The sequence below is a fragment of the Streptomyces sp. NPDC032822 genome, from assembly GCF_055578825.1.
The window spans coordinates 319,555-338,018 of sequence record NZ_JBVIOL010000007.1; the positions used below are offsets into that span (position 1 = coordinate 319,555).

The following is an 18,464-nucleotide window of genomic DNA, read 5'->3' on the forward strand; positions in this document are numbered from 1 at the left end:
TCGGGCGGCTCGGCGGCGCGCACCACCATACTGGCCACTTCTGGCGTGTATCCCACGACCGCTGGGGAAACCATCACCGGACTCCCACGGACTCCGTACCGCGAAGTGGTACGTCACTTGCCAAGTCGGACGGCGGCGCCGTCCGGTTGCCGCCCCTGAGCAAGGGTGGCGCAGATCACAGCAACTGCCATACCGCCGAGCAGGAAGAGATACGAGCCGCTTCCCGCGGCGAAGACGAAGTCGCCTTCCGGGCGGCTGGCGGTGAGCAGGATGACCGCGAGCGCCCAGCCCCCGGCGGGCGCGACGGCCCCGGCCCTGCTGCCGACGGCTCTCGCACCGCCGAGACAGAGCCCGGCCTCACCCGCCAACGCCAGCAGCAGCCCGCCCGGGAACCAGCCCGACTGCACCAGCGATCCGGCCACCCCGACCAGCGCGCCGAGCACGAAGAGCCCGAGGCAGGCGGCGGCCCGCCCGGCCGAGGGCCGTTGCAGGGGCTGGGCCAGTGCGGATGTCGTCCGGTCGCTCATCGCGCCTCCTCGATCCCGGCGAAGAGATCCGTCTCTCGCGTACCAGTGTGCTCTCCGCGCACCAACTCGTAGTACTCGTTGGCGAAGAGAGGCTGTGCGAGTTCGTTGGAGAGGACGAAGTACGGCTCGGCGACCGTGATCTGGGTGGCGTGCGCCCGCATCGCGGCGGCCTTGGCGGCGACGTACGCGGTGCCGTCGATCTCGGTGGTGATGTGCGTCTCGTCGACCACACCCGGTACGTCGTCGACGGCCGCCGACCCGGTGAAGGGGAGGCCGGGCAGCTCGCGCCCGAGGCGCGCGAAGGCGTCCTCGGCGACGGAGCGCGGGACGCGGTTCCAGTAGACCTTGGGGATGTCGATGCCCGCCTCAACGGCCAGCTCGACCGCGCGGGTGGCGACGCGGTGGGCCTGGATGTGGTCGGGGTGGCCGTAGCCGCCGTTCTCGTCGTAGGTGACGAGGACCTGCGGGCGGATCTCGCGGATCACCTCGACGAGATGTCCGGCCGCCTCGTCGACGTCGGCCTGCCAGAAGCAGGTGGGGTCGTCGTTGTCGGCGAGGCCCATCATCCCGGAGTCGGTGTAGCGGCCCGCGCCACCGAGCTGCCGGAAGTCCTCGACGCCCAGCTCACGCAGGGCGGCCGTGAGCTCGCGCAGCCGGTACTCGCCGAGGGCGGCGCCGGTCAGATGCCCGAGCTCGGGCGGGATGACCTCGCCGCGCTCGCCGAGCGTGCAGGTGACCAGGGTCACCCGGGCACCCTCGGCGGCGTACCGGGCCATGGTCGCGCCGTTGTTGATCGACTCGTCGTCCGGGTGCGCGTGCACCAGGAGGAGACGCCGGTCGGGCAGTTCCGTCATGGCCTCAGCCTACGAGGCCACGACGGTGCTTCCGCGCAGGGGCGGAGGCGGGAAAGGTAGTGGGAACGAGAGCGGGAACAGGATCACGCACGACCACGGGAACGGCAGCGCCGGCCGGCAGCGGGCACCGGAGCGGGTCAGAACTTGATGCTGCCGATCATGCCCGCGATGTTGGTGGTCACCTCACTGATCGTCGGCGCGATGGTCGACGAAGCCAGGTAGAAGCCGAGCAGGACGCACACGACCGCGTGCCCGCCCTTCAGCCCTGATTTCTTGACCAGAAGGAAGACGACGATCGCCAGCAGCACCACGGCCGAAATCGAGAGCGCCACGGCGGCTCACCTCCAAAGAACCCAGGGACGTGGGGGGTCGGACGGGAACGGAACAATGGGGGCAGATAAATCCATACAGCAGCCAGCAGGTTGATACCCACTATGCGCTAGTGATCATAACTATCCGTACGTGCGCATCGGTCGGCGCACGGCCGCACAAGGGCCGCACAAGGGGGCGCATGGCCAATATGGTCGGAGCATGACGACCGAGCCTGACTCCTTTCCCCGTCGGCACGCCCGTACCCAGCGGTTCACCCTCGGCGCGCCGCGCGCGTTCACCGTGGCGCCCGACGGTTCGCGTGTCGCTTTCCTGCGTTCGGGCTCCGGCACGGACCGGGCCAACTCGCTGTGGGTGCTGGATCTCCCGGCCGGCGAGGAGCGGGTGGCGGCCGATCCGCGGGCCCTGCTGGGCGGCGCCGAGGAGCGTCTGTCGCCCGAGGAGCGGGCGCGCCGCGAGCGCAGTCGCGAGGGCGGCGCCGGTGTGATCGGCTACGCCACCGACTCCGCCGTCGAGTTGGCCTCTTTCGCCTTGTCAGGGCGGCTTTTCACGGCGGAGCTCAGGGCCGGCACGGCACGTGAACTGCCCGTCCCCGGGCCGGTGATCGACCCGCGCCCCTCCCCCGACGGACGGCATGTCGCCTACGTCTCGAAGGGTGCCCTGCGGGTGACGGGCGCCGGGGGCGAGGGCGACCGGGCGCTGGCGGAACGCGAGTCCGAGCAGGTCACCTACGGTCTGGCGGAGTTCGTCGCGGCGGAGGAGATGGGCCGTTCGCGGGGCTTCTGGTGGTCGCCGGAGTCGGACCGGCTGCTGGTGGCGCGGGTGGACGACACGCCGGTGCGGCGGTGGTGGATCGCGGATCCGGCCCATCCGGAGCGGGCGCCGCACCCGGTGGCGTACCCGGCGGCGGGCACCGACAACGCGGACGTCCGGCTGTTCGTGATCGGGCTGGACGGGGTGCGCACGGAGGTCGTCTGGGACTGGGCACGCTATCCGTATCTGGCGCATGTGCACTGGTCAGCGGCGGGTGCGCCGCTGCTGCTCGTACAGGCGCGCGACCAGCGGAGTCAGCTGTATCTGGCGGTGGATCCGGAGACGGGCGGGACCCGTATGGTGCACGCGGACGAAGATCCAGTTTGGCTTGATCTTTTCCCCGGGGTGCCCGCGTGGAGCCCCTCCGGACAGCTGGTGCGCATCGCCGACGAAGGGGGCGCACGGGTGCTCGCGGTCGGTGAACGGCCGCTGACGGGTGCCCAGTTGCAGGTACGGGCGGTCCTGGACGTCTCCGCCGACGATGTGTTGGTCTCGGCGTCGGCGGGCGAGGGCGCCGCGTCCCCGGAGATCGGCGAGGTACACGTCTACCGGGTGAACGAACTCGGCCTGGAGCGTGTCTCGCAGGAGCCGGGCGTGCACTCCGCGGTGCGCGCCGGGGGCGTGACCGTGCTGGTGTCCGCGACGCTCGACCGGCCGGGCGCCCGGGCACAGGTGCTGCACGAGGGGAAGCCGACGGCGACTGTCACCACGTACGCCGAAGATCCGGGTATGTCCCCGCGCGTGACCCTCACCCAGGGGGGCGCACGGCGAATCCCGTGCGCCGTGCTTATGCCTACGGCCTACCACGGCGACACTCCCCTGCCCGTGCTCCTGGATCCCTACGGCGGTCCGCACGGCCAGCGGGTGGTCGCCGCACACAACCCGCACCTGACCTCGCAGTGGTTCGCCGACCAGGGCTTCGCGGTGGTCGTCGCGGACGGCAGGGGCACCCCGGGCCGCTCCCCCGCCTGGGAGAAGGCGGTGCGGGACGATCTCGCGGAGGTGGTCCTGGAGGACCAGGTCGACGCGCTCCAGGCGCTCGCCGCCGACTTCCCCCTCGACCTCGGCCGGGTCGCCATCCGGGGCTGGTCCTTCGGCGGCTATCTGGCCGCGCTCGCGGTGCTGCGCCGCCCGGACGTCTTCCACGCGGCCGTGGTCGGCGCCCCGGTGACGGACCTGCGGCTCTACGACACCCACTATCAGGAGCGCTACCTCGGGCACCCGGGCGAGCGGCCCGAGGTGTACCGGCGCAACTCCCTGCTGGACGACACGGGTCTGGTCGACGCGGTGGAACCGCACCGCCCGATGATGATCATCCACGGCCTGGCCGACGACAACGTGGTGGTCGCCCACTCCCTGCGGCTGTCCTCGGCCCTCCTGGCCGCCGGCCGCCCGCACGAGGTGCTCCCGCTGTCCGGGGTGACGCACATGACCCCGCAGGAGACGGTCGCCGAGAACCTGCTGCGGCTCCAACTGGACTTCCTCCGCCGCGCTCTTGGACTGGGCTGAGCCCCAACTCCCCACAGAGCACCGCAACCAACGATTGAGGAACCACGACGAAGCGCCAACCAGGTCCGCGAGAGCGGCGCCGGCTTAGGCGCAAAAGGCAGCAACGGGCCGGAGCGACATGGCGCGCTCCGGCCCGTTCACGGCACCCGCACGGCCGTACGTCGTTCAGACTGACGCGTCCGTATATCGAGATCGGGTCGGCCGGGTTGCCTGCTTGTTAACGCGGTTCACCCGCGTTTGCCCTGTTATGCCGCGCCCTCTGGGTGATCGTCCACCGGCACCACCTGCTTCTCCTCCGCGAAGTGGCAGGCCGAGTCGTGGGACGCCGGGCCGGAGGCGAGGCGGAACTCGGCGGGCACCGCGAGTGCCGGTACCTCCAGTGCGCAGCGCTCCCGCGCCTTCCAGCAGCGGGTGCGGAAGCGGCACCCGGAGGGGATGTTCGTCGGCGACGGCACGTCTCCCGCCAGGATGATCCGCTCCCGGTGTTCGCGGGCCTCGGGGTCGGGCACGGGCACCGCGGACAGCAGCGCCTGGGTGTAGGGGTGGGTGGGATGGTCGTAGATCTCGGCGTCGCTGCCGATCTCGACGATCCGGCCCAGGTACATCACCCCGACCCGGTCGGAGATGTGCCGGACGATCGACAGGTCGTGCGCGATGAAGACGTAGCTGAGGTCGAACTCGTCCTGGAGGCTCGCCATCAGGTTGATGACCTGCGCCTGCACCGACACGTCCAGCGCCGAGACCGGTTCGTCGGCGACGATGATCTCGGGGCGCAGCGCCAGCCCCCGGGCGATGCCGATGCGTTGGCGCTGGCCGCCGGAGAACTGGTGGGGGTAGCGGTTGATGTACTCGGGGTTCAGGCCGACCACGTCCAGGAGTTCCTGGACCTTCCGCCGCCGGTCGCCCTTGGGGGCCACCTCGGGATGGATGTCGTAGGGCTCCCCGATGATGTCGCCCACCGTCATCCGGGGGTTGAGCGAGGTGTAGGGGTCCTGGAAGACCATCTGGATGTTGCGGCGGACGGCCTTCAGGGCACGGCCGGACAGCTTGCCGATGTCCTCGCCCTTGTACCGGATCTCACCGGCGGTCGGCTTCTCCAGGTTGACCAGCATCTTGGCGACCGTCGACTTGCCGCAGCCGGACTCGCCGACGATGCCGAGGGTTTCGCCGCGCCCCAGGGAGAAGTCGACGCCGTCGACCGCCTTCACCGCGCCGACCTGCTTCCTGAAGAGGACGCCCGTGGTGAGCGGGTAGTGCTTGACGAGGCCGCTGACCTCCAGAATCGACTCAGCCATGCAGGCACTCCCTCCAGAAGTGGCAGGCGCTGTCGCGGTCTTGTGACACCTCGTACAGCGGGGGTACGTCCGTCCGGCACACGTCCTGGGCCATCGGGCAGCGGGGGTTGAAGGCGCAGCCCGGCGGGATGTTCATGAGGTTCGGGGGCAGGCCCTTGATGGCGTAGAGCTCCCGGCCCTTCTGGTCCAGGCGCGGGATCGACTCCAGCAGGCCGCGCGTGTACGGATGTGCCGGGGCCTTGTAGATGTCGTGGACGGGGGCCGACTCGACGATCCGGCCCGCGTACATCACCGCGATCCGGTCCGCCACGTCCGCGACCACGCCCAGGTCGTGGGTGATGAGGATCAGCCCCATGTTGTACTCGCGCTGCAACTCCGCGAGCAGGTCCATGACCTGGGCCTGGACGGTGACGTCCAACGCGGTCGTGGGCTCGTCGGCGATGATCAGGGCGGGTTCCAGCGCGAGCGCCATCGCGATCATGATGCGCTGGCGCATCCCGCCGGAGAACTGGTGCGGGTAGTCCTTGACCCGCTCCCTGGCGGCCGGGATGCGGACCCGGTCCATCAGCTCGATCGCCCTGGCCCGCGCGTCCTTCTTCGACATGCCCCGGTGGACGACGAACATCTCGCCGAGCTGGTCGCCCACGGAGAGCACGGGGTTCAGCGACGACAGCGCGTCCTGGAAGATCATCGCCATCTCGGCGCCGCGGATCTTCCGCCGTTCCTCCTCCTTGAGCTTCAGCAGGTCCTGGCCCTGGAAGAGGATCTCGCCGCCGGTGATCCGCCCCGGCGGGATGTCGAGGATGCCCATGATCGCCTGCGCGGTGACCGACTTGCCGGAGCCCGACTCGCCGAGCACGGCGAGGGTCTCGCCCGCGTCCACGCCGTAGTCGACGCCGTTGACGGCCTTGGCGACCCCGTCCCGGGTCCGGAACTCCACGTGCAGGTCACGCACTTCGAGCAGCATGACGGCGGCTCACCTCAGCTTCGGGTCGAGGGCGTCGCGCACCGCGTCGCCGAGCATGATGAACGCGAGCACGGTGAGCGCCAGCGCCCCGGCCGGCCACAGCAGCATGTGCGGGGCGTTGCGGATGTTCTGGGAGGCGGCGGAGATGTCGATCCCCCAGCTGACCGTGGGCGGCTTCAGCCCGACGCCGAGGTACGACAGGGTCGCCTCCAGGGCGATGTAGGTGCCGAGCGCGATGGTCGCCACGACGATCACCGGCGCGACCGCGTTGGGTGTGATGTGCCGCAGCAGCAGCCGGGAGTGGGAGGCGCCGAGCGCCCGGGCGGCCTGGACGTAGTCGTTCTGCTTGGCGGTGATGACCGAGCCGCGGGCGATCCGGGAGATCTGCGGCCAGCCGAGCAGCACCATGAACCCGATCACCGGCCACACGGTGTTGCTGGTGACGACCGACAGCAGGACGAGGCCGCCGAGGACGACCGGGATCGCGAAGAAGATGTCGGTGATCCGGGAGAGCACCGAGTCCCAGAACCCGCCGAAGAACCCGGCGAGCCCGCCGAGCACCGAGCCGAGCAGGGACACCCCGAGGGTGGCGAGGACACCGACCGTGACGGACGTACGGGCGCCGTAGACGGTACGGGTGTAGACGTCGCAGCCCTGGGCGTCGTAGCCGAAGGGGTGGCCCGGCTGGGAGCCCTCCTGGGCCTTGGCGAGGTTGCACTTGAGGGGGTTGCCGGAGGCGATCAGGGACGGCCAGAGGGAGATGACGACGAGGAAGAGGATGACGAGGGCCGAGATGATGAAGACCGGGTTGCGGCGCAGGTCGCGCCAGGCGTCGGACCAGAGGGAGCGGGGCCGGTCCTGGGGGCCGCCGCCGGTGGGGCCGCCGCGGGCGTGTTCGAGCGTCTCGCCCTCGCTGGTGGCGAGGTCCATCGCGCCGCCCATCCCGGTCGCGGCGATGACGCCGTCCTCGGGGGCCCGGCCCCCGCCCGACGTGAACGGCTCCTGCGGGAGGGGCTCAGGCATAACGGATCCTGGGGTCGAGGACGGCGTACAGGAGGTCGACGATCAGGTTGGCGACCAGGAACACCAGGACCAGGACCGTCACGAAGCCGACGACGGTCTGGGTGTTCTGGCGGAGGATGCCCTGGTAGAGCTGGTAGCCGACGCCGTGGATGTTGAAGATGCGCTCGGTGACGATGGCTCCGCCCATCAGGGCGCCGATGTCGGTGCCGATGAAGGTGACGACGGGGATGAGCGAGTTGCGCAGCAGGTGCCGGGTGATGACCCGGCGTCTGGGCAGCCCCTTGGCGACGGCCGTACGGACGTAGTCGGACCGTCTGTTCTCCGCGATGGAGGTGCGGGTCAGCCGGGTCACGTACGCCAACGACACGGACGCGAGGACCAGGCCCGGCACGATCAGCTCGCCGAAGGTGGCCTCCGTGGACACCGACGGTTTGATCCAGGCCCACTCGACGCCGAGCAGCAGTTGGAGCAGCAGGCCGGTGACGAAGGTGGGGACGGAGATCACGACGAGGGTGAGCATCAGGACCGCGGTGTCGACGGGCCGGCCGCGCCTGAGGCCCGTGACCACGCCCAGCGTGATGCCGATGACGACCTCGAAGACGATCGCCACGATCGTCAGCCGGATGGTGACCGGGAAGGCCGTCGCCATCAGCTCGGTGACCTTCTGGCCGTTGAAGGCGGTGCCGAAGTCGCCGGTGAAGACGTTCCCCATGTAGGTCAGGTACTGCTGCCAGACCGGTTTATCGAGGCCGAAGTCCCGCTTCAGCTGGGCGGCCGTCGCCGGGTCGCACTGCTTGTCGCCGCACAGGCCCGCGATGGGGTCGCCCATCACGTTCACCATGAGGAAGATCAGCAGGGTCGACCCGATGAAGACCGGGACCATCTGCAGCAGGCGCCGCAGGACGTACCGTCCCATCCGGGCTCAGCCGACCTTGATCTCGTTGTAGACGGGGACGCTGAAGGGGTTGAGCTTCACCTGGGAGAGCCGGTCCGAGTAGCCGGCGCTGCCGTTCTGGTACCAGAGCGGGATGGCTCCCATGTTGTCCCTGAGGACCTTCTCCGCGTCCTGGAACTTCGCGACGGCCTTCTCGGTGTCGGTCTCGGCGTTGGCCTCGTCGACGAGCTTGTCGAACTCCTTGTTGGTCCACTTGCCGTCGTTGGAGGAGGCGTTGGTGTAGTACAGCGGCTGCAGGAAGTTCTGGATCAGCGGGTAGTCCATCTGCCAGCCGGCGCGGAACGGGCCGGGCATCTTCCGGTCGCCGATCCGGTTGCGGAAGTCGGCGAAGGTGCCGATGGGGTTGCCGACGCAGGCCTTGTCGTTGTCGAGCGCGTTGTTGATGGAGTTGCAGACCGCGTCGACCCACTCCTTGTGGGAGCCGGTGTCCGCGTTGTACGTGATCTTGACCTGGCCGCCGGGGAGGCCGCCGCCCTCCTCGACCAGCTTCTTGGCGGCGTCGGCGTCGTACTCGCAGGCCTCTCCGCACAGCCCTTCCTTGAAGCCGCCCTCCTCGCCGAGGACCGGGGAGGTCCAGTCGGTGGCGGGGGTGCGGGTCTTCTGGAAGATCGTCTTCGTGATCTGGTCGCGGTCGATGGCCCGGGACAGTCCGGTGCGGACCTTCTCCATGCCGGCCTTGTTCCACTTGTCGTCGTAGAACGGGAAGGCCAGGGTCTGGATGATGCCGGCCGGGGTGTTGATGTACCGGTCGCCGAGGTCGCTCTTGACGTTCTTGAGCTGGGCGGCCGGGACGTCGTCGACCAGGTCGAGGTTGCCGGCCATCAGGTCGGTGTAGGCGGTGTTGTTGTCGGTGTAGACCTTGAGGTCCACGCCGCCGTTCTGGGCCTTGTCCTCGCCCGGGTAGCCGTCCCAGGCGCGCAGGGACATCTGCGAGCCCTTGGTGTACGAGTCGATGGTGTACGGCCCGTTGCCGACCGGCTTCTTCACCCAGGCGTCGTGGTCGTCGAAGAACGCCTTGGGGAGCGGGGCGTAGGCGGGGTAGCCGAGGGTGTCGGGGAACGTCGAGAACTTCTGGTTGAGCTTGACGGTGAAGGTCCTGGCGTCGACGACCTTCAGCCCGGAGAGGGTGTCGGCGCTCTGCTTGCTGCCGTCCTCGGGGTGAGCCTTGTCGTAGCCCTCGATGTAGCCGAAGAAGTACGCGTTCTTCTGGTTGTTCTTGAGGCTGGCGCCGTAGTTCCAGGCGTCCACGAAGGACTGGGCGGTGACCTTCTCGCCGTTGCTGAAGGTCCAGCCGTCCTTGATGGTGACGGTGAAGTTCTGCGAGTCCGTGCTCTCGATCTCGTCGGCGAGCATGTCCTCGGCCTCGCCGGTCTCCGGGTCGTACTTCTTCAGGCTCCGGAAGATCATGTCGAGGACCTTGCCGCCCTGCACCTCGTTGGTGTTGGCCGGCTCCAGCGGGTTCTGCGGGTCTCCCCAGGAGGAACTGAGCACGGACGCGGAGTCGCCGCCGCTGTCGCTCCCCCCACCCCCGCAGGCCGTCGCCGCGAGGGCTGCTGCCGCCGCGCATGCGACCCATTTGGCGTGCGTGGCTCCACGCATGGAGTGCCTCCTATGACTGCCCTGTGACACCGGCGCGCGGGCGCCGATCCGTTATCGGCCAATATCGGGGCAAACAACCGATGCCGCACATGGACTCGGCCCTTTGGGGGGACGCGCCATCCGGATGCACGCACCCGCACCGGGAGACGAAACGGACGATCCGGTTCCGAGTTGGTCGATCTCCGACGGTGGCACAATGGATCTTCACCAAGCGATGCAGAACCGTTGGAAAACAACCCCCCGGTGTACGCATTCCGACACGGAGGCGTCCGCATATCGAACTCATTGACCGGATAGTCCTGTTAGTCGGATGTAAGACACAGATGGATCACAGCGCGCTACACGCGTAGCTACGGTACGGTCAAGGCAGGGTAAAAAACGTAAAGAGAAACCCAAGTCGCCCGAGATTTTATTGACCTTGAACGAATTGCGTTGAAAAAGTCCGGCGTAGCCCGTAGGGGAGTGCCCTGCGGAGTCATCAGACTTTCCCGTGGGCCAGGAGCGCCATGACCCCCCCAACTCCATCTGCGGCTGTTCCGCTTGAGGTGACCGACGAGACCGTCGTGAAGCCTCAGGCGTCCTCCACCCTCAAGGGCGCCGAAAGCCGCTCCCCGGGCCGACTGGCCTGGACCCGGTTCAAGCGGGATCGCACAGGCGTGATCTCCGCCTACGTCGTGATCTTCTTCTTCGTGATCGCGATCTGCGCTCCGCTGATCTCCGCCCTCTACGGCAAGGACCCGTACACGCAGTACGGCCAGGAGGCTACGCCCGGGACGCTGCTCAACGACGCGGGCCTCCCGATCAAGCCCAACGGCGGCATCGACGGCAACTTCTGGTTCGGCATCGAGCCCTCGATGGGCCGTGACGTCTTCACGTTCCTCATCTACGGCATCCGGACCTCGCTGCTCATCGCGACGGCCACCACGCTGCTCGTCACCCTCTTCGGCGTGGTCATCGGCATCACCGCCGGCTACCTCGGCGGCAAGACGGACTACCTCATCGGCCGGGTCATCGACATCATGCTGTCGTTCCCGTCCACGCTGTTCTTCATCGCCTTCACTCCGGTCGTCTACGGCGTCTTCTACGCGGCGGACGAGGAGATCCCGACCTCCATGCGCGTCACCTGCCTGATCGTCCTCCTGACGGCCTTCGGCTGGGCGTCCATCGCCCGTCTGCTCCGCGGCCAGGTACTCGCCCTGCGCGAGCGGGAGTTCGTCGAGGCCGCGAAGGTGACCGGCGCGTCGTCGGCCCGGATCATCTTCAAGGAACTGCTGCCCAATCTCTGGACGCCGATCCTCATCCAGTCGACGCTCGCCCTCCCCGCGTTCGTGACCGCGGAGGCGGGCCTCGCCTTCCTCGGCGTCGGCATCCAGGACCCGACCCCGGACTGGGGCGTCATGATCCAGCGCGGCGCGCAGTTCTACACGGACGACATCACCTTCATGATCTTCCCGGGCGTCTCGATGATCATCTTCGTCCTGGCGTTCAACCTCCTCGGCGATTCGGTCCGCGACGCACTCGACCCGAAGTCCAAGCGCTGAGTCACACCCCGGCCCGGTCATCGTCGTCCGGCAGTCGGCAGCTCGTAGTCCGTCTCTCTCATCCACCTCGTCTAGGCAGGTAGCCATGTCCTTTTCCCGCAGAAACTTCCTGATAGCCACCACCGTGGCGGCAGGTGCGTCCACCGTTCTGAGCGCCTGCAGCAGCGGCAACGCCGACAGCGGCGATGGTGGCTCGACCAAGGCTCCGCAGGGCAAGGCTGCCAAGATCACCGTCGGCACCAAGGCGGACTCCCAGGGTCCCGCCCCGGAGATGCCCGGCGCGGTCAAGGGCGGCACGATCTACACGCTCGACCAGATCGACTTCGACCACCTGGACCCGGCGCAGATCTACTCCTCGTACACGGGCGCCGGCTCGGTCCTCTTCCTGCGCGGTCTGACCGGCTACCGGGTCGACTCCAAGGGCAACACCACCCTGGTCGGCGACCTCGCCACGGACGCGGGCACGGTGAAGGACGGCGGCAAGACCTGGTCCTTCACGCTGAAGGACGGCGTGAAGTGGGAGGACGGCGCCGACGTCAGCATCGACGACGTCCGCCACACCTTCGAGCGCCTCTTCGCCTCCTTCGTCACCGAGGGCCCCCGCTACCCGCAGGGCTGGCTGGAGGGCGGCGACAAGTACAAGGGCCCCTACGAGGGCAAGCACCTCTCCTCCATCGAGACGGACGGCAACACCGTCACCTTCCGTCTGAAGGAGGCGCACGCCGACTTCCCGTACATGCTGGCCATGCGCGGTTTCGCCCTCGTGCCGAAGAAGCACGACACGCAGAAGAAGTACGACAAGCGCCCCTACTCCTGCGGCCCGTACAAGGTCGAGTCCCGCAGCATCGACAAGTCCCTGACCCTGGTGCGCAACGAGCACTGGGAGGCCGACAAGGACCCGGTCCGCAACGGCTACCCGGACAAGGTCGTCATGCAGTTCGGCTTCCAGGGCCTGGCCTCCACGGACCGCTACATCGCGGACTCCGGCAACGACCAGTACGCCCTGTCCCTGCTGAACGAGGTCGCCTCCGAGCGCATCACCAAGGTGCTCGGCAACGCCACGCTGAAGAAGCGCGTGCTGACCCAGGTCGACACGACCTGCTACTACTTCGCGATCAACATGACGCGCATCAAGGACGTCAAGGTCCGCCAGGCGCTCAACTGGGCGTGGCCGGCGCAGCAGCTCAAGCAGCAGCGCGGCGGTTCGGCCATCACCGCGACGGCGACCACGATCATCTCCCCGCTCACCCCGGGCCACGTGGACTTCGACCTGTACGGCAAGAAGACCAAGCCGACCGGTGACCCGGAGAAGGCCAAGGAGCTGCTGAAGGAGGCCGGCGCCGAGGGCCAGAAGGTCGTCATCGCCTTCCAGCAGTCCGACAAGGCCGTCAAGGAGGCCGTCACCATCAAGAACGCCCTCACCAAGGCGGGCTTCTCGGTGGTGACCAAGCAGGTCGACAAGACGTCCTTCTACAGCGAGATCAGCCAGCTGGACAACGGCTTCGACCTGTTCGCCGCGGGCTGGGGCCCGGACTGGCCGGCCGGCTACGCGGTCATCCAGCCCTGCTGGGACGGCAGCCAGATCGCCGACGGCGGCGTCAACTGGTCGCAGCTGAACAACACGAGCGTGAACAAGGCCATCGCGACGGCCACCGCGATCACCGACCCGGACAAGGCCAACGCGGCCTGGGGCGCGATCGACAAGCAGATCATGGAGCTCGCGGCCTGCGTCCCGGACTACAACCCGATCCGGAACTACTTCTACGGTTCCAAGGTCGGCGGCGTGGTCTACAACGCCGGTGACACCTGCGTCGCCATCGGCAAGGTCTTCGCCAAGGCCTGACGCCTCCTCGGGGCGGCGGTCCTCGCGACCGCCGCCCCGGCCCCGTCCACGCTCCCCACCCCCGGCGACGGCGCCCCGTCCGGAAAGCCCTCACCCATGTTCCGTTTTCTGATCCGTCGAGTGCTCGGCGCGCTCGTCATTCTGCTGATCATCAGCGCCGTCACCTTCTTCCTCTTCTACGCCATCCCGGGTGACCCGGCGCGGATGGCGTGCGGCAAGGTCTGCCCCGAGCCCCTGCTGAAGCAGGTCGAGCAGAACCTCGGTATCTCGGACCCGATCTGGGTGCAGTACTGGCACTGGCTCGCGGGCATCTTCGTGGGCCGTGACTACGCGGGCGTCGGGAACTGCGAGGCACCGTGCCTCGGCTACTCGTTCATCAACAGCGAGCCGGTCTTCGGCACGATCATGGACCGGCTCCCCCTGACGGTCTCGCTGGCCGTGGGTGCCGCGTTCTTCTTCCTGATCCTCGGGGTCGGCGCCGGCATGATCGCCGCGGTCAAGCAGGGCAAGCCGCTCGACAAACTGGCGAGTTCGTTCTCCCTGGTCGGTTCCTCGCTGCAGATCTACTTCGTCGGCTACATCGCCATGTTCTTCCTGGTGACGCAGTTGCACGTGCTGGACCAGCCCTCGTACACGCCGTTCACCGACAACCCGGGCGCCTGGGCGTCGGGGCTGCTGCTGCCGTGGCTGGTGCTGTCCATCATCTTCACCGCCAACTACACCCGTATGACCCGCTCCCAGCTGGTCGAGCAGCTCAGCGAGGACTTCGTACGGACGGCCCGTGCCAAGGGCCTCTCCGGCCGCAACGTCTTCTTCCGGTTCGCCTGGCGCGGTGCCATGGGCCCGATCGTGACGATCTTCGGCATCGACATGGGCACCCTGATCGGCGGCGCGATCATCACCGAGTCGACGTTCAGCCTGCAGGGCCTCGGTCAGCTCGCCATCCGCGCGGTCACCGACAGCGATCTGCCCATGCTGCTCGGTGTCACCATCGTGGCGGCCGGCGCGATCGTGCTGTTCAACATCGTCGTCGATGCGGTGTACGCCCTCATCGACCCGCGGATCCGGCTCGCCTGACCTCCGCCCCAGCCCCGACCCTCGCATTCCCCCCTCAGGAGCGTCCCCGTGACGAGCACCGATCAGCAGCCCTTCCTCTCCGTGAGGGACCTGAAAGTCCACTTCTCCACCGAGGACGGCATCGTCAAGGCCGTCGACGGGCTGAGCTTCGACGTCGCCAAGGGCAAGACGCTCGGCATCGTGGGCGAGTCGGGCTCCGGAAAGTCGGTCACCAACCTGACGATCCTGGGCCTGCACGACCGTGCTCGGACCACGATCGACGGCGAGATCCTGCTCGACGGCAAGGAGTTGCTCACCGCCTCCGAGAAGGAGCTGGAGCGGCTGCGCGGCAACAAGATGTCGATGATCTTCCAGGACGCCCTGGCCTCGCTGTCGCCGTACCACACCATCGGCAAGCAGATCGGCGAGACGTACCGCAAGCACACCGGTGCCTCCAAGAGCGAGGCCCACGCGCGGGCCGTCGAGATGCTGAAGCGGGTCGGGATCCCCCAGCCCGACCTTCGGGTGAACGACTACCCGCACCAGTTCTCCGGCGGTATGCGCCAGCGCGCGATGATCGCGATGGCGCTGGTCTGCGACCCCGAACTGCTGATCGCGGACGAGCCGACCACGGCCCTCGACGTGACCGTCCAGGCGCAGATCATGGACCTGCTCAAGGACCTCCAGCAGGAGTTCGGCACGGCGATCGTCTTCATCACCCACGACCTCGGCGTCATCGCCGACATCGCGGACGACGTGCTGGTGATGTACGGCGGCCGGTGTGTGGAGCGGGGCACCAAGCAGGAGGTGCTGCGCAGCCCGCAGCACCCCTACACGCTGGGCCTGATGAACTCGATGCCGAGCCTGGACGGTCCGGTCGACGTGCCGCTGTCGCCGATCCCGGGCTCGCCGCCCTCGCTGCTCAACCCGCCGTCGGGCTGCCGTTTCCACCCGCGGTGCACCTTCGCCGAGAAGGTCGCGGGCGGGCTGTGCTCGACCGAGCAGCCGGTGCTGGAGGTCGTGGGCGGCAGGGGTTCCGCCTGCCACCTCACGCCGGGCCAGCGCCAGGAATTCTTCGCCGACTTCGCCGGATCCCGGCACAACTGACGGACACGAGACGGGACTTCACCATCATGAGCAACGCGAACCCCCTCCTGGACGTCAGCGGTCTGACCAAACACTTCCCGATCAAGGGCGGCTTCCCGATCCGGCGCACGGTCGGCGCGGTACAGGCCGTCGACGGGCTGGACTTCTCGGTCGCCGAGGGCGAGAGCCTGGGCCTGGTCGGAGAGTCCGGCTGCGGCAAGTCGACGACCGGACGCCTGGTCACCCGGCTCCTGGAGCCGACGGGCGGCAAGGTCTCCTACCGGGGCCAGGACATCACGCACGCCGGCCGCAAGGAGCTCGCACCGATCAGGTCCGAGATCCAGATGATCTTCCAGGACCCGTACGCGTCCCTGAACCCGCGCCAGACGGTCGGCAAGATCATCTCGGGCCCGATGGAGATCAACGACATCAACCCGGCGGGCGGGCGCGAGAAGCGCGTCCGTGAGCTGCTGGAGATCGTCGGTCTCAACCCGGAGCACTACAACCGCTTCCCGCACGAGTTCTCCGGCGGCCAGCGCCAGCGCATCGGTGTCGCCCGCGCCCTGGCCCTGGAACCGAAGCTGATCGTGGCCGACGAGCCGGTCTCGGCCCTCGACGTCTCCATCCAGGCACAGGTCGTCAACCTGCTCCAGCAGGTCCAGAAGGACCTGGGCATCGCCTTCCTCTTCATCGCCCACGACCTGGCGATCGTCCGCCACTTCTCGCACCGTGTGGCGGTCATGTACCTCGGCAAGATCGTGGAGATCGCGGACCGCGACGACCTCTACGGCAATCCGCGCCACCCGTACACGCGGGCGCTGCTGTCCGCCGTGCCGGAGGCCACCGCGGACGACGTGCCCCGCCGTGAACGCATCCTGCTCAAGGGCGACGTGCCGTCCCCGATCAACCCGCCCTCCGGCTGCCGGTTCCGCACCCGCTGCTGGAAGGCGACCGACAAGTGCGCCTCCGAGGCGCCCCCGCTGGTCCAGGTCGAGGGCAACAAGCCCGGCCACCTCACCGCGTGCCACTATCCCGAGACGGAGGGAACCGTTCCGGCTCCCCGTCTCTCCAAGGACCCCCAGGCAGCGGCCTGACAACACCCCTTTACCGTCAGCCGCACCTGAAGGAGCGGACTTCTCCGGCCCATTGACCCGAGCCCTTGAGCGTCCGATCCAGGGGACGAAGGCCCGCGCCCACCCAGGCGCGGGCCTTCACCTGTGGGCGCTGCCGGTCCTCGCCTACGAGCCCGTCGCGCCGTCCAGCAGTTCGCGGATGATGTCCAGGTGCCCGTTGTGCCGGGCCGTCTCCTCGATCAGGTGGAGGACGATCCAGCGGAGGTCGACCTCGCGGTTGTCGCGCATCGTGCGCTCGGCCTTGGTGTCGAGGTCGTGGGCGGCGACCAACGCGCGGTAGCGGGCGGACTGTTCGGCGTACTCCGAGAGCACGTCCGCGAGGGGCATGTCCACCGCGATGCGCATCTCGCGGTCGGGGTCCTCGTCGGTCCAGGGGCCTTCGTCCTCCTCGCCGAGGAAGACCACCTGGAACCAGGAGTACTCGACCCAGCGGAGGTGGTTGACCACGCCGCTCATCGTCATCAGCGGGGAGCCCGGCAGGGGTGCCCTGCGGGCGTTCTCCGCCGAGACGCCCTCGCACTTGGCGGCGGCGGTGTCGCGGGCGTAGTCGAGGAACGTGGTCAGCTGGGTGCGCTCGTCCCACGCGGGAGGAGTGTCTGTTCTTGTCATCGGGTGGATCGTCCCGGACCGGCGCCCGCGTGTCGAACGAATAAGCGGCATCCCACCCGCCCGGCTCAGTGCTTCCGTGCCACCAGCTCCACCTCGAACCCGTCCGCGTCCTCCAGATAGCCCGCGTAGTGCTCCGGCCCGCCCGCGTGCGGATGACGGTCCGGGAAGAGGAGGGTCCAGCCGTGGTCCGGTGCCGCCTCGACGAGCGCGTCGAGGTCCGTGCGGGTCGGGACATGGAAGGCCAGGTGGTTCAGGCCCGGACGGGTCCGGTCGTGCGGCTCCCCCGGCCGCAGCGCCGGGGACTGTTCGAGGACCAGATAGGTGTCCGCCATGCGCCAGCTGCGCCCGTCGGCCCAGTTCTGGTACTCCTCGTAGCCCAGCCGCTCCAGCAGCCATCCCCAGGAGGCGACCGCGCGCTCCAGGTCCGGCACCCACAGCTCCACGTGGTGCAGCAACTCCCGCCCCTTTCAAGGCCCTACGGGCCAGGCTCGACTTCACGGACAAGGCCGTACGGACAAGACCGTACGAACCCCGGATCCTGTCATCCGCCGCACCCCCGTGTGGCAGACTGCCGCGATGGTCGATCGGTCGTTCGCGGATCCCGAACTCGCCGCGCTGTACGAGACGTTGAATCCGTGGCGGGCGGGGGACGACTTCTGCCTCAGCTTCGTGACGGCCGCCAGGTCCGTGCTCGACGTCGGCTGCGGCACCGGGCGACTGCTCAGGCGGGCCCGCCAGGCCGGGCACCGGGGGCGGCTGGTGGGGCTGGATCCGGCGGCCGCCATGCTCGTGCTGGCACGGCGGCACGCCCCGGCCGTGGAGTGGCAGCTCGGGGATCTGCGGACGCACCGGTGGAACGGGGAGTTCGAGCTCGTCGTGATGACCGGGCACGCCTTCCAGGTGCTCGTATCCGACGAGGAGATACGGCTCGCGCTGCGGGGCATACGGGCCGCGCTGGCCGACGGCGGACGGTTCGTGTTCGAGACCCGCAACCCGGCGGCCCGCGCCTGGGAGTCCTGGACGCCGGAGCACGTGTACGAGATCACCGGCCCGGACGGTGACGTCGTACGGGTGTGGCACGAGGTCGAGCGGCCGGTTCTCGGGGACCGGGTGACGTTCACCGAGACGTTCCAGGGGCACCGGTGGGAGCGGCCCGCGGTCAGCCGGGCCACCCTGCGCTTCCTCGACGCCGACACCCTGTCCCGGTTCCTCTGCGAGGCCGGGCTCCGCGTCACCGAGCGTTACGGCGACTGGGGGCGGGGGCCGTGCACCCCCGCGAGCCCCGAGATCATCGTCGTGGCGGAGGCCGTCCCCCGCTGACGGC

At 68.7% G+C, this 18,464-nt stretch carries 17 protein-coding genes; 7 read left to right on the top strand and 10 right to left on the bottom strand.

The window, feature by feature from the left end:
* Nucleotides 1-113: 113 nt before the first annotated feature.
* The 3 genes from ACZ5VD_RS21995 to ACZ5VD_RS22005 all read right to left on the bottom strand — a co-directional run bounded on the left by ACZ5VD_RS21995 (nucleotide 114) and on the right by ACZ5VD_RS22005 (nucleotide 1,713).
* Nucleotides 114-527, bottom strand: a complete 414-nt coding sequence (locus ACZ5VD_RS21995) for a DUF6113 family protein (protein ID WP_468547260.1) — start codon at nucleotides 525-527, stop codon at nucleotides 114-116.
* The gene (mshB, locus tag ACZ5VD_RS22000; protein ID WP_468682983.1) at nucleotides 524-1,381 is read right to left on the bottom strand and encodes an N-acetyl-1-D-myo-inositol-2-amino-2-deoxy-alpha-D-glucopyranoside deacetylase; all 858 of its coding nucleotides are present in this window, start codon (nucleotides 1,379-1,381) and stop codon (nucleotides 524-526) included. The genes ACZ5VD_RS21995 and mshB overlap by 4 nt, the downstream gene beginning before the upstream one ends.
* A 137-nt stretch (nucleotides 1,382-1,518) precedes the next feature.
* Nucleotides 1,519-1,713, bottom strand: a complete 195-nt coding sequence (locus ACZ5VD_RS22005) for a hypothetical protein (RefSeq protein ID WP_468547262.1) — start codon at nucleotides 1,711-1,713, stop codon at nucleotides 1,519-1,521.
* Nucleotides 1,714-1,912: 199 nt separating this feature from the next.
* On the opposite strand from ACZ5VD_RS22005, the gene ACZ5VD_RS22010 reads away from it, so the two are divergent.
* Nucleotides 1,913-4,033 carry a S9 family peptidase gene (locus tag ACZ5VD_RS22010; protein WP_468682984.1) on the top strand — a complete coding sequence of 707 codons (2,121 nt, stop codon included), beginning with the start codon at nucleotides 1,913-1,915 and terminating at the stop codon, nucleotides 4,031-4,033.
* A 245-nt stretch (nucleotides 4,034-4,278) separates the two neighbouring features.
* Here the strand turns inward: ACZ5VD_RS22010 and ACZ5VD_RS22015 are convergent, their stop codons facing one another.
* Genes ACZ5VD_RS22015 through ACZ5VD_RS22035 form a run of 5 tightly spaced genes read right to left on the bottom strand, consistent with a single transcriptional unit; the run spans nucleotide 4,279 to nucleotide 9,872 of the window.
* Nucleotides 4,279-5,328 (bottom strand): ABC transporter ATP-binding protein, encoded by a 1,050-nt coding sequence (locus tag ACZ5VD_RS22015; RefSeq protein WP_468682985.1) that lies wholly within the window; start codon nucleotides 5,326-5,328, stop codon nucleotides 4,279-4,281.
* Nucleotides 5,321-6,295: an ABC transporter ATP-binding protein gene (locus ACZ5VD_RS22020; RefSeq protein ID WP_468547265.1), complete on the bottom strand. Its 975-nt coding sequence runs from the start codon at nucleotides 6,293-6,295 to the stop codon at nucleotides 5,321-5,323. Before ACZ5VD_RS22020 ends, ACZ5VD_RS22015 begins: the two co-directional genes overlap by 8 nt.
* Nucleotides 6,296-6,304: 9 nt before the next feature.
* Entirely contained in the window at nucleotides 6,305-7,318 is a 1,014-nt protein-coding gene (locus ACZ5VD_RS22025; protein ID WP_468547266.1) for an ABC transporter permease, read from the bottom strand.
* Nucleotides 7,311-8,234 (bottom strand): ABC transporter permease, encoded by a 924-nt coding sequence (locus tag ACZ5VD_RS22030; protein WP_468547267.1) that lies wholly within the window; start codon nucleotides 8,232-8,234, stop codon nucleotides 7,311-7,313. Before ACZ5VD_RS22030 ends, ACZ5VD_RS22025 begins: the two co-directional genes overlap by 8 nt.
* A gap of 6 nt (nucleotides 8,235-8,240) precedes the next feature.
* On the bottom strand, nucleotides 8,241-9,872 hold the full coding sequence (locus tag ACZ5VD_RS22035; RefSeq protein WP_468547268.1) for a peptide ABC transporter substrate-binding protein: 1,632 nt from the start codon (nucleotides 9,870-9,872) through the stop codon (nucleotides 8,241-8,243).
* Between the two features lie 506 nt (nucleotides 9,873-10,378).
* Here ACZ5VD_RS22035 and ACZ5VD_RS22040 point away from each other — a divergent pair.
* From ACZ5VD_RS22040 to ACZ5VD_RS22060, 5 genes are all read left to right on the top strand, one after another.
* Nucleotides 10,379-11,413, top strand: a complete 1,035-nt coding sequence (locus tag ACZ5VD_RS22040; RefSeq protein ID WP_468547269.1) for an ABC transporter permease — start codon at nucleotides 10,379-10,381, stop codon at nucleotides 11,411-11,413.
* Between the two features lie 85 nt (nucleotides 11,414-11,498).
* Nucleotides 11,499-13,256 carry an ABC transporter substrate-binding protein gene (locus tag ACZ5VD_RS22045; protein ID WP_468547270.1) on the top strand — a complete coding sequence of 586 codons (1,758 nt, stop codon included), beginning with the start codon at nucleotides 11,499-11,501 and terminating at the stop codon, nucleotides 13,254-13,256.
* Nucleotides 13,257-13,352: 96 nt separating this feature from the next.
* Nucleotides 13,353-14,333 (top strand): ABC transporter permease, encoded by a 981-nt coding sequence (locus ACZ5VD_RS22050; RefSeq protein ID WP_468547271.1) that lies wholly within the window; start codon nucleotides 13,353-13,355, stop codon nucleotides 14,331-14,333.
* Nucleotides 14,334-14,381: 48 nt separating this feature from the next.
* Nucleotides 14,382-15,419 carry an ABC transporter ATP-binding protein gene (locus ACZ5VD_RS22055; RefSeq protein WP_468682986.1) on the top strand — a complete coding sequence of 346 codons (1,038 nt, stop codon included), beginning with the start codon at nucleotides 14,382-14,384 and terminating at the stop codon, nucleotides 15,417-15,419.
* Between the two features lie 26 nt (nucleotides 15,420-15,445).
* Entirely contained in the window at nucleotides 15,446-16,492 is a 1,047-nt protein-coding gene (locus ACZ5VD_RS22060; protein ID WP_468547273.1) for an ABC transporter ATP-binding protein, read from the top strand.
* Between the two features lie 144 nt (nucleotides 16,493-16,636).
* Here the strand turns inward: ACZ5VD_RS22060 and ACZ5VD_RS22065 are convergent, their stop codons facing one another.
* Nucleotides 16,637-17,140 (bottom strand): DinB family protein, encoded by a 504-nt coding sequence (locus ACZ5VD_RS22065; RefSeq protein ID WP_468682987.1) that lies wholly within the window; start codon nucleotides 17,138-17,140, stop codon nucleotides 16,637-16,639.
* 65 nt (nucleotides 17,141-17,205) lie between these two features.
* Nucleotides 17,206-17,595, bottom strand: a complete 390-nt coding sequence (locus ACZ5VD_RS22070; protein WP_468547275.1) for a VOC family protein — start codon at nucleotides 17,593-17,595, stop codon at nucleotides 17,206-17,208.
* A 121-nt stretch (nucleotides 17,596-17,716) separates the two neighbouring features.
* Here ACZ5VD_RS22070 and ACZ5VD_RS22075 point away from each other — a divergent pair, with 121 nt between their 5' ends.
* On the top strand, nucleotides 17,717-18,460 hold the full coding sequence (locus ACZ5VD_RS22075) for a class I SAM-dependent methyltransferase (protein ID WP_468547276.1): 744 nt from the start codon (nucleotides 17,717-17,719) through the stop codon (nucleotides 18,458-18,460).
* Nucleotides 18,461-18,464: the final 4 nt, after the last annotated feature.

Coding starts and splice junctions, on each gene's coding strand:
- ACZ5VD_RS21995 (WP_468547260.1), bottom strand. CDS start 527: ATGAGCGACCGGACGACATCCGCACTGGCCCAGCCCCTGCAACGGCCC.
- mshB (WP_468682983.1), bottom strand. CDS start 1,381: ATGACGGAACTGCCCGACCGGCGTCTCCTCCTGGTGCACGCGCACCCG.
- ACZ5VD_RS22010 (WP_468682984.1), top strand. CDS start 1,913: ATGACGACCGAGCCTGACTCCTTTCCCCGTCGGCACGCCCGTACCCAG.
- ACZ5VD_RS22015 (WP_468682985.1), bottom strand. CDS start 5,328: ATGGCTGAGTCGATTCTGGAGGTCAGCGGCCTCGTCAAGCACTACCCG.
- ACZ5VD_RS22020 (WP_468547265.1), bottom strand. CDS start 6,295: ATGCTGCTCGAAGTGCGTGACCTGCACGTGGAGTTCCGGACCCGGGAC.
- ACZ5VD_RS22025 (WP_468547266.1), bottom strand. CDS start 7,318: ATGCCTGAGCCCCTCCCGCAGGAGCCGTTCACGTCGGGCGGGGGCCGG.
- ACZ5VD_RS22030 (WP_468547267.1), bottom strand. CDS start 8,234: ATGGGACGGTACGTCCTGCGGCGCCTGCTGCAGATGGTCCCGGTCTTC.
- ACZ5VD_RS22035 (WP_468547268.1), bottom strand. CDS start 9,872: ATGCGTGGAGCCACGCACGCCAAATGGGTCGCATGCGCGGCGGCAGCA.
- ACZ5VD_RS22040 (WP_468547269.1), top strand. CDS start 10,379: ATGACCCCCCCAACTCCATCTGCGGCTGTTCCGCTTGAGGTGACCGAC.
- ACZ5VD_RS22045 (WP_468547270.1), top strand. CDS start 11,499: ATGTCCTTTTCCCGCAGAAACTTCCTGATAGCCACCACCGTGGCGGCA.
- ACZ5VD_RS22050 (WP_468547271.1), top strand. CDS start 13,353: ATGTTCCGTTTTCTGATCCGTCGAGTGCTCGGCGCGCTCGTCATTCTG.
- ACZ5VD_RS22060 (WP_468547273.1), top strand. CDS start 15,446: ATGAGCAACGCGAACCCCCTCCTGGACGTCAGCGGTCTGACCAAACAC.
- ACZ5VD_RS22065 (WP_468682987.1), bottom strand. CDS start 17,140: ATGACAAGAACAGACACTCCTCCCGCGTGGGACGAGCGCACCCAGCTG.
- ACZ5VD_RS22075 (WP_468547276.1), top strand. CDS start 17,717: ATGGTCGATCGGTCGTTCGCGGATCCCGAACTCGCCGCGCTGTACGAG.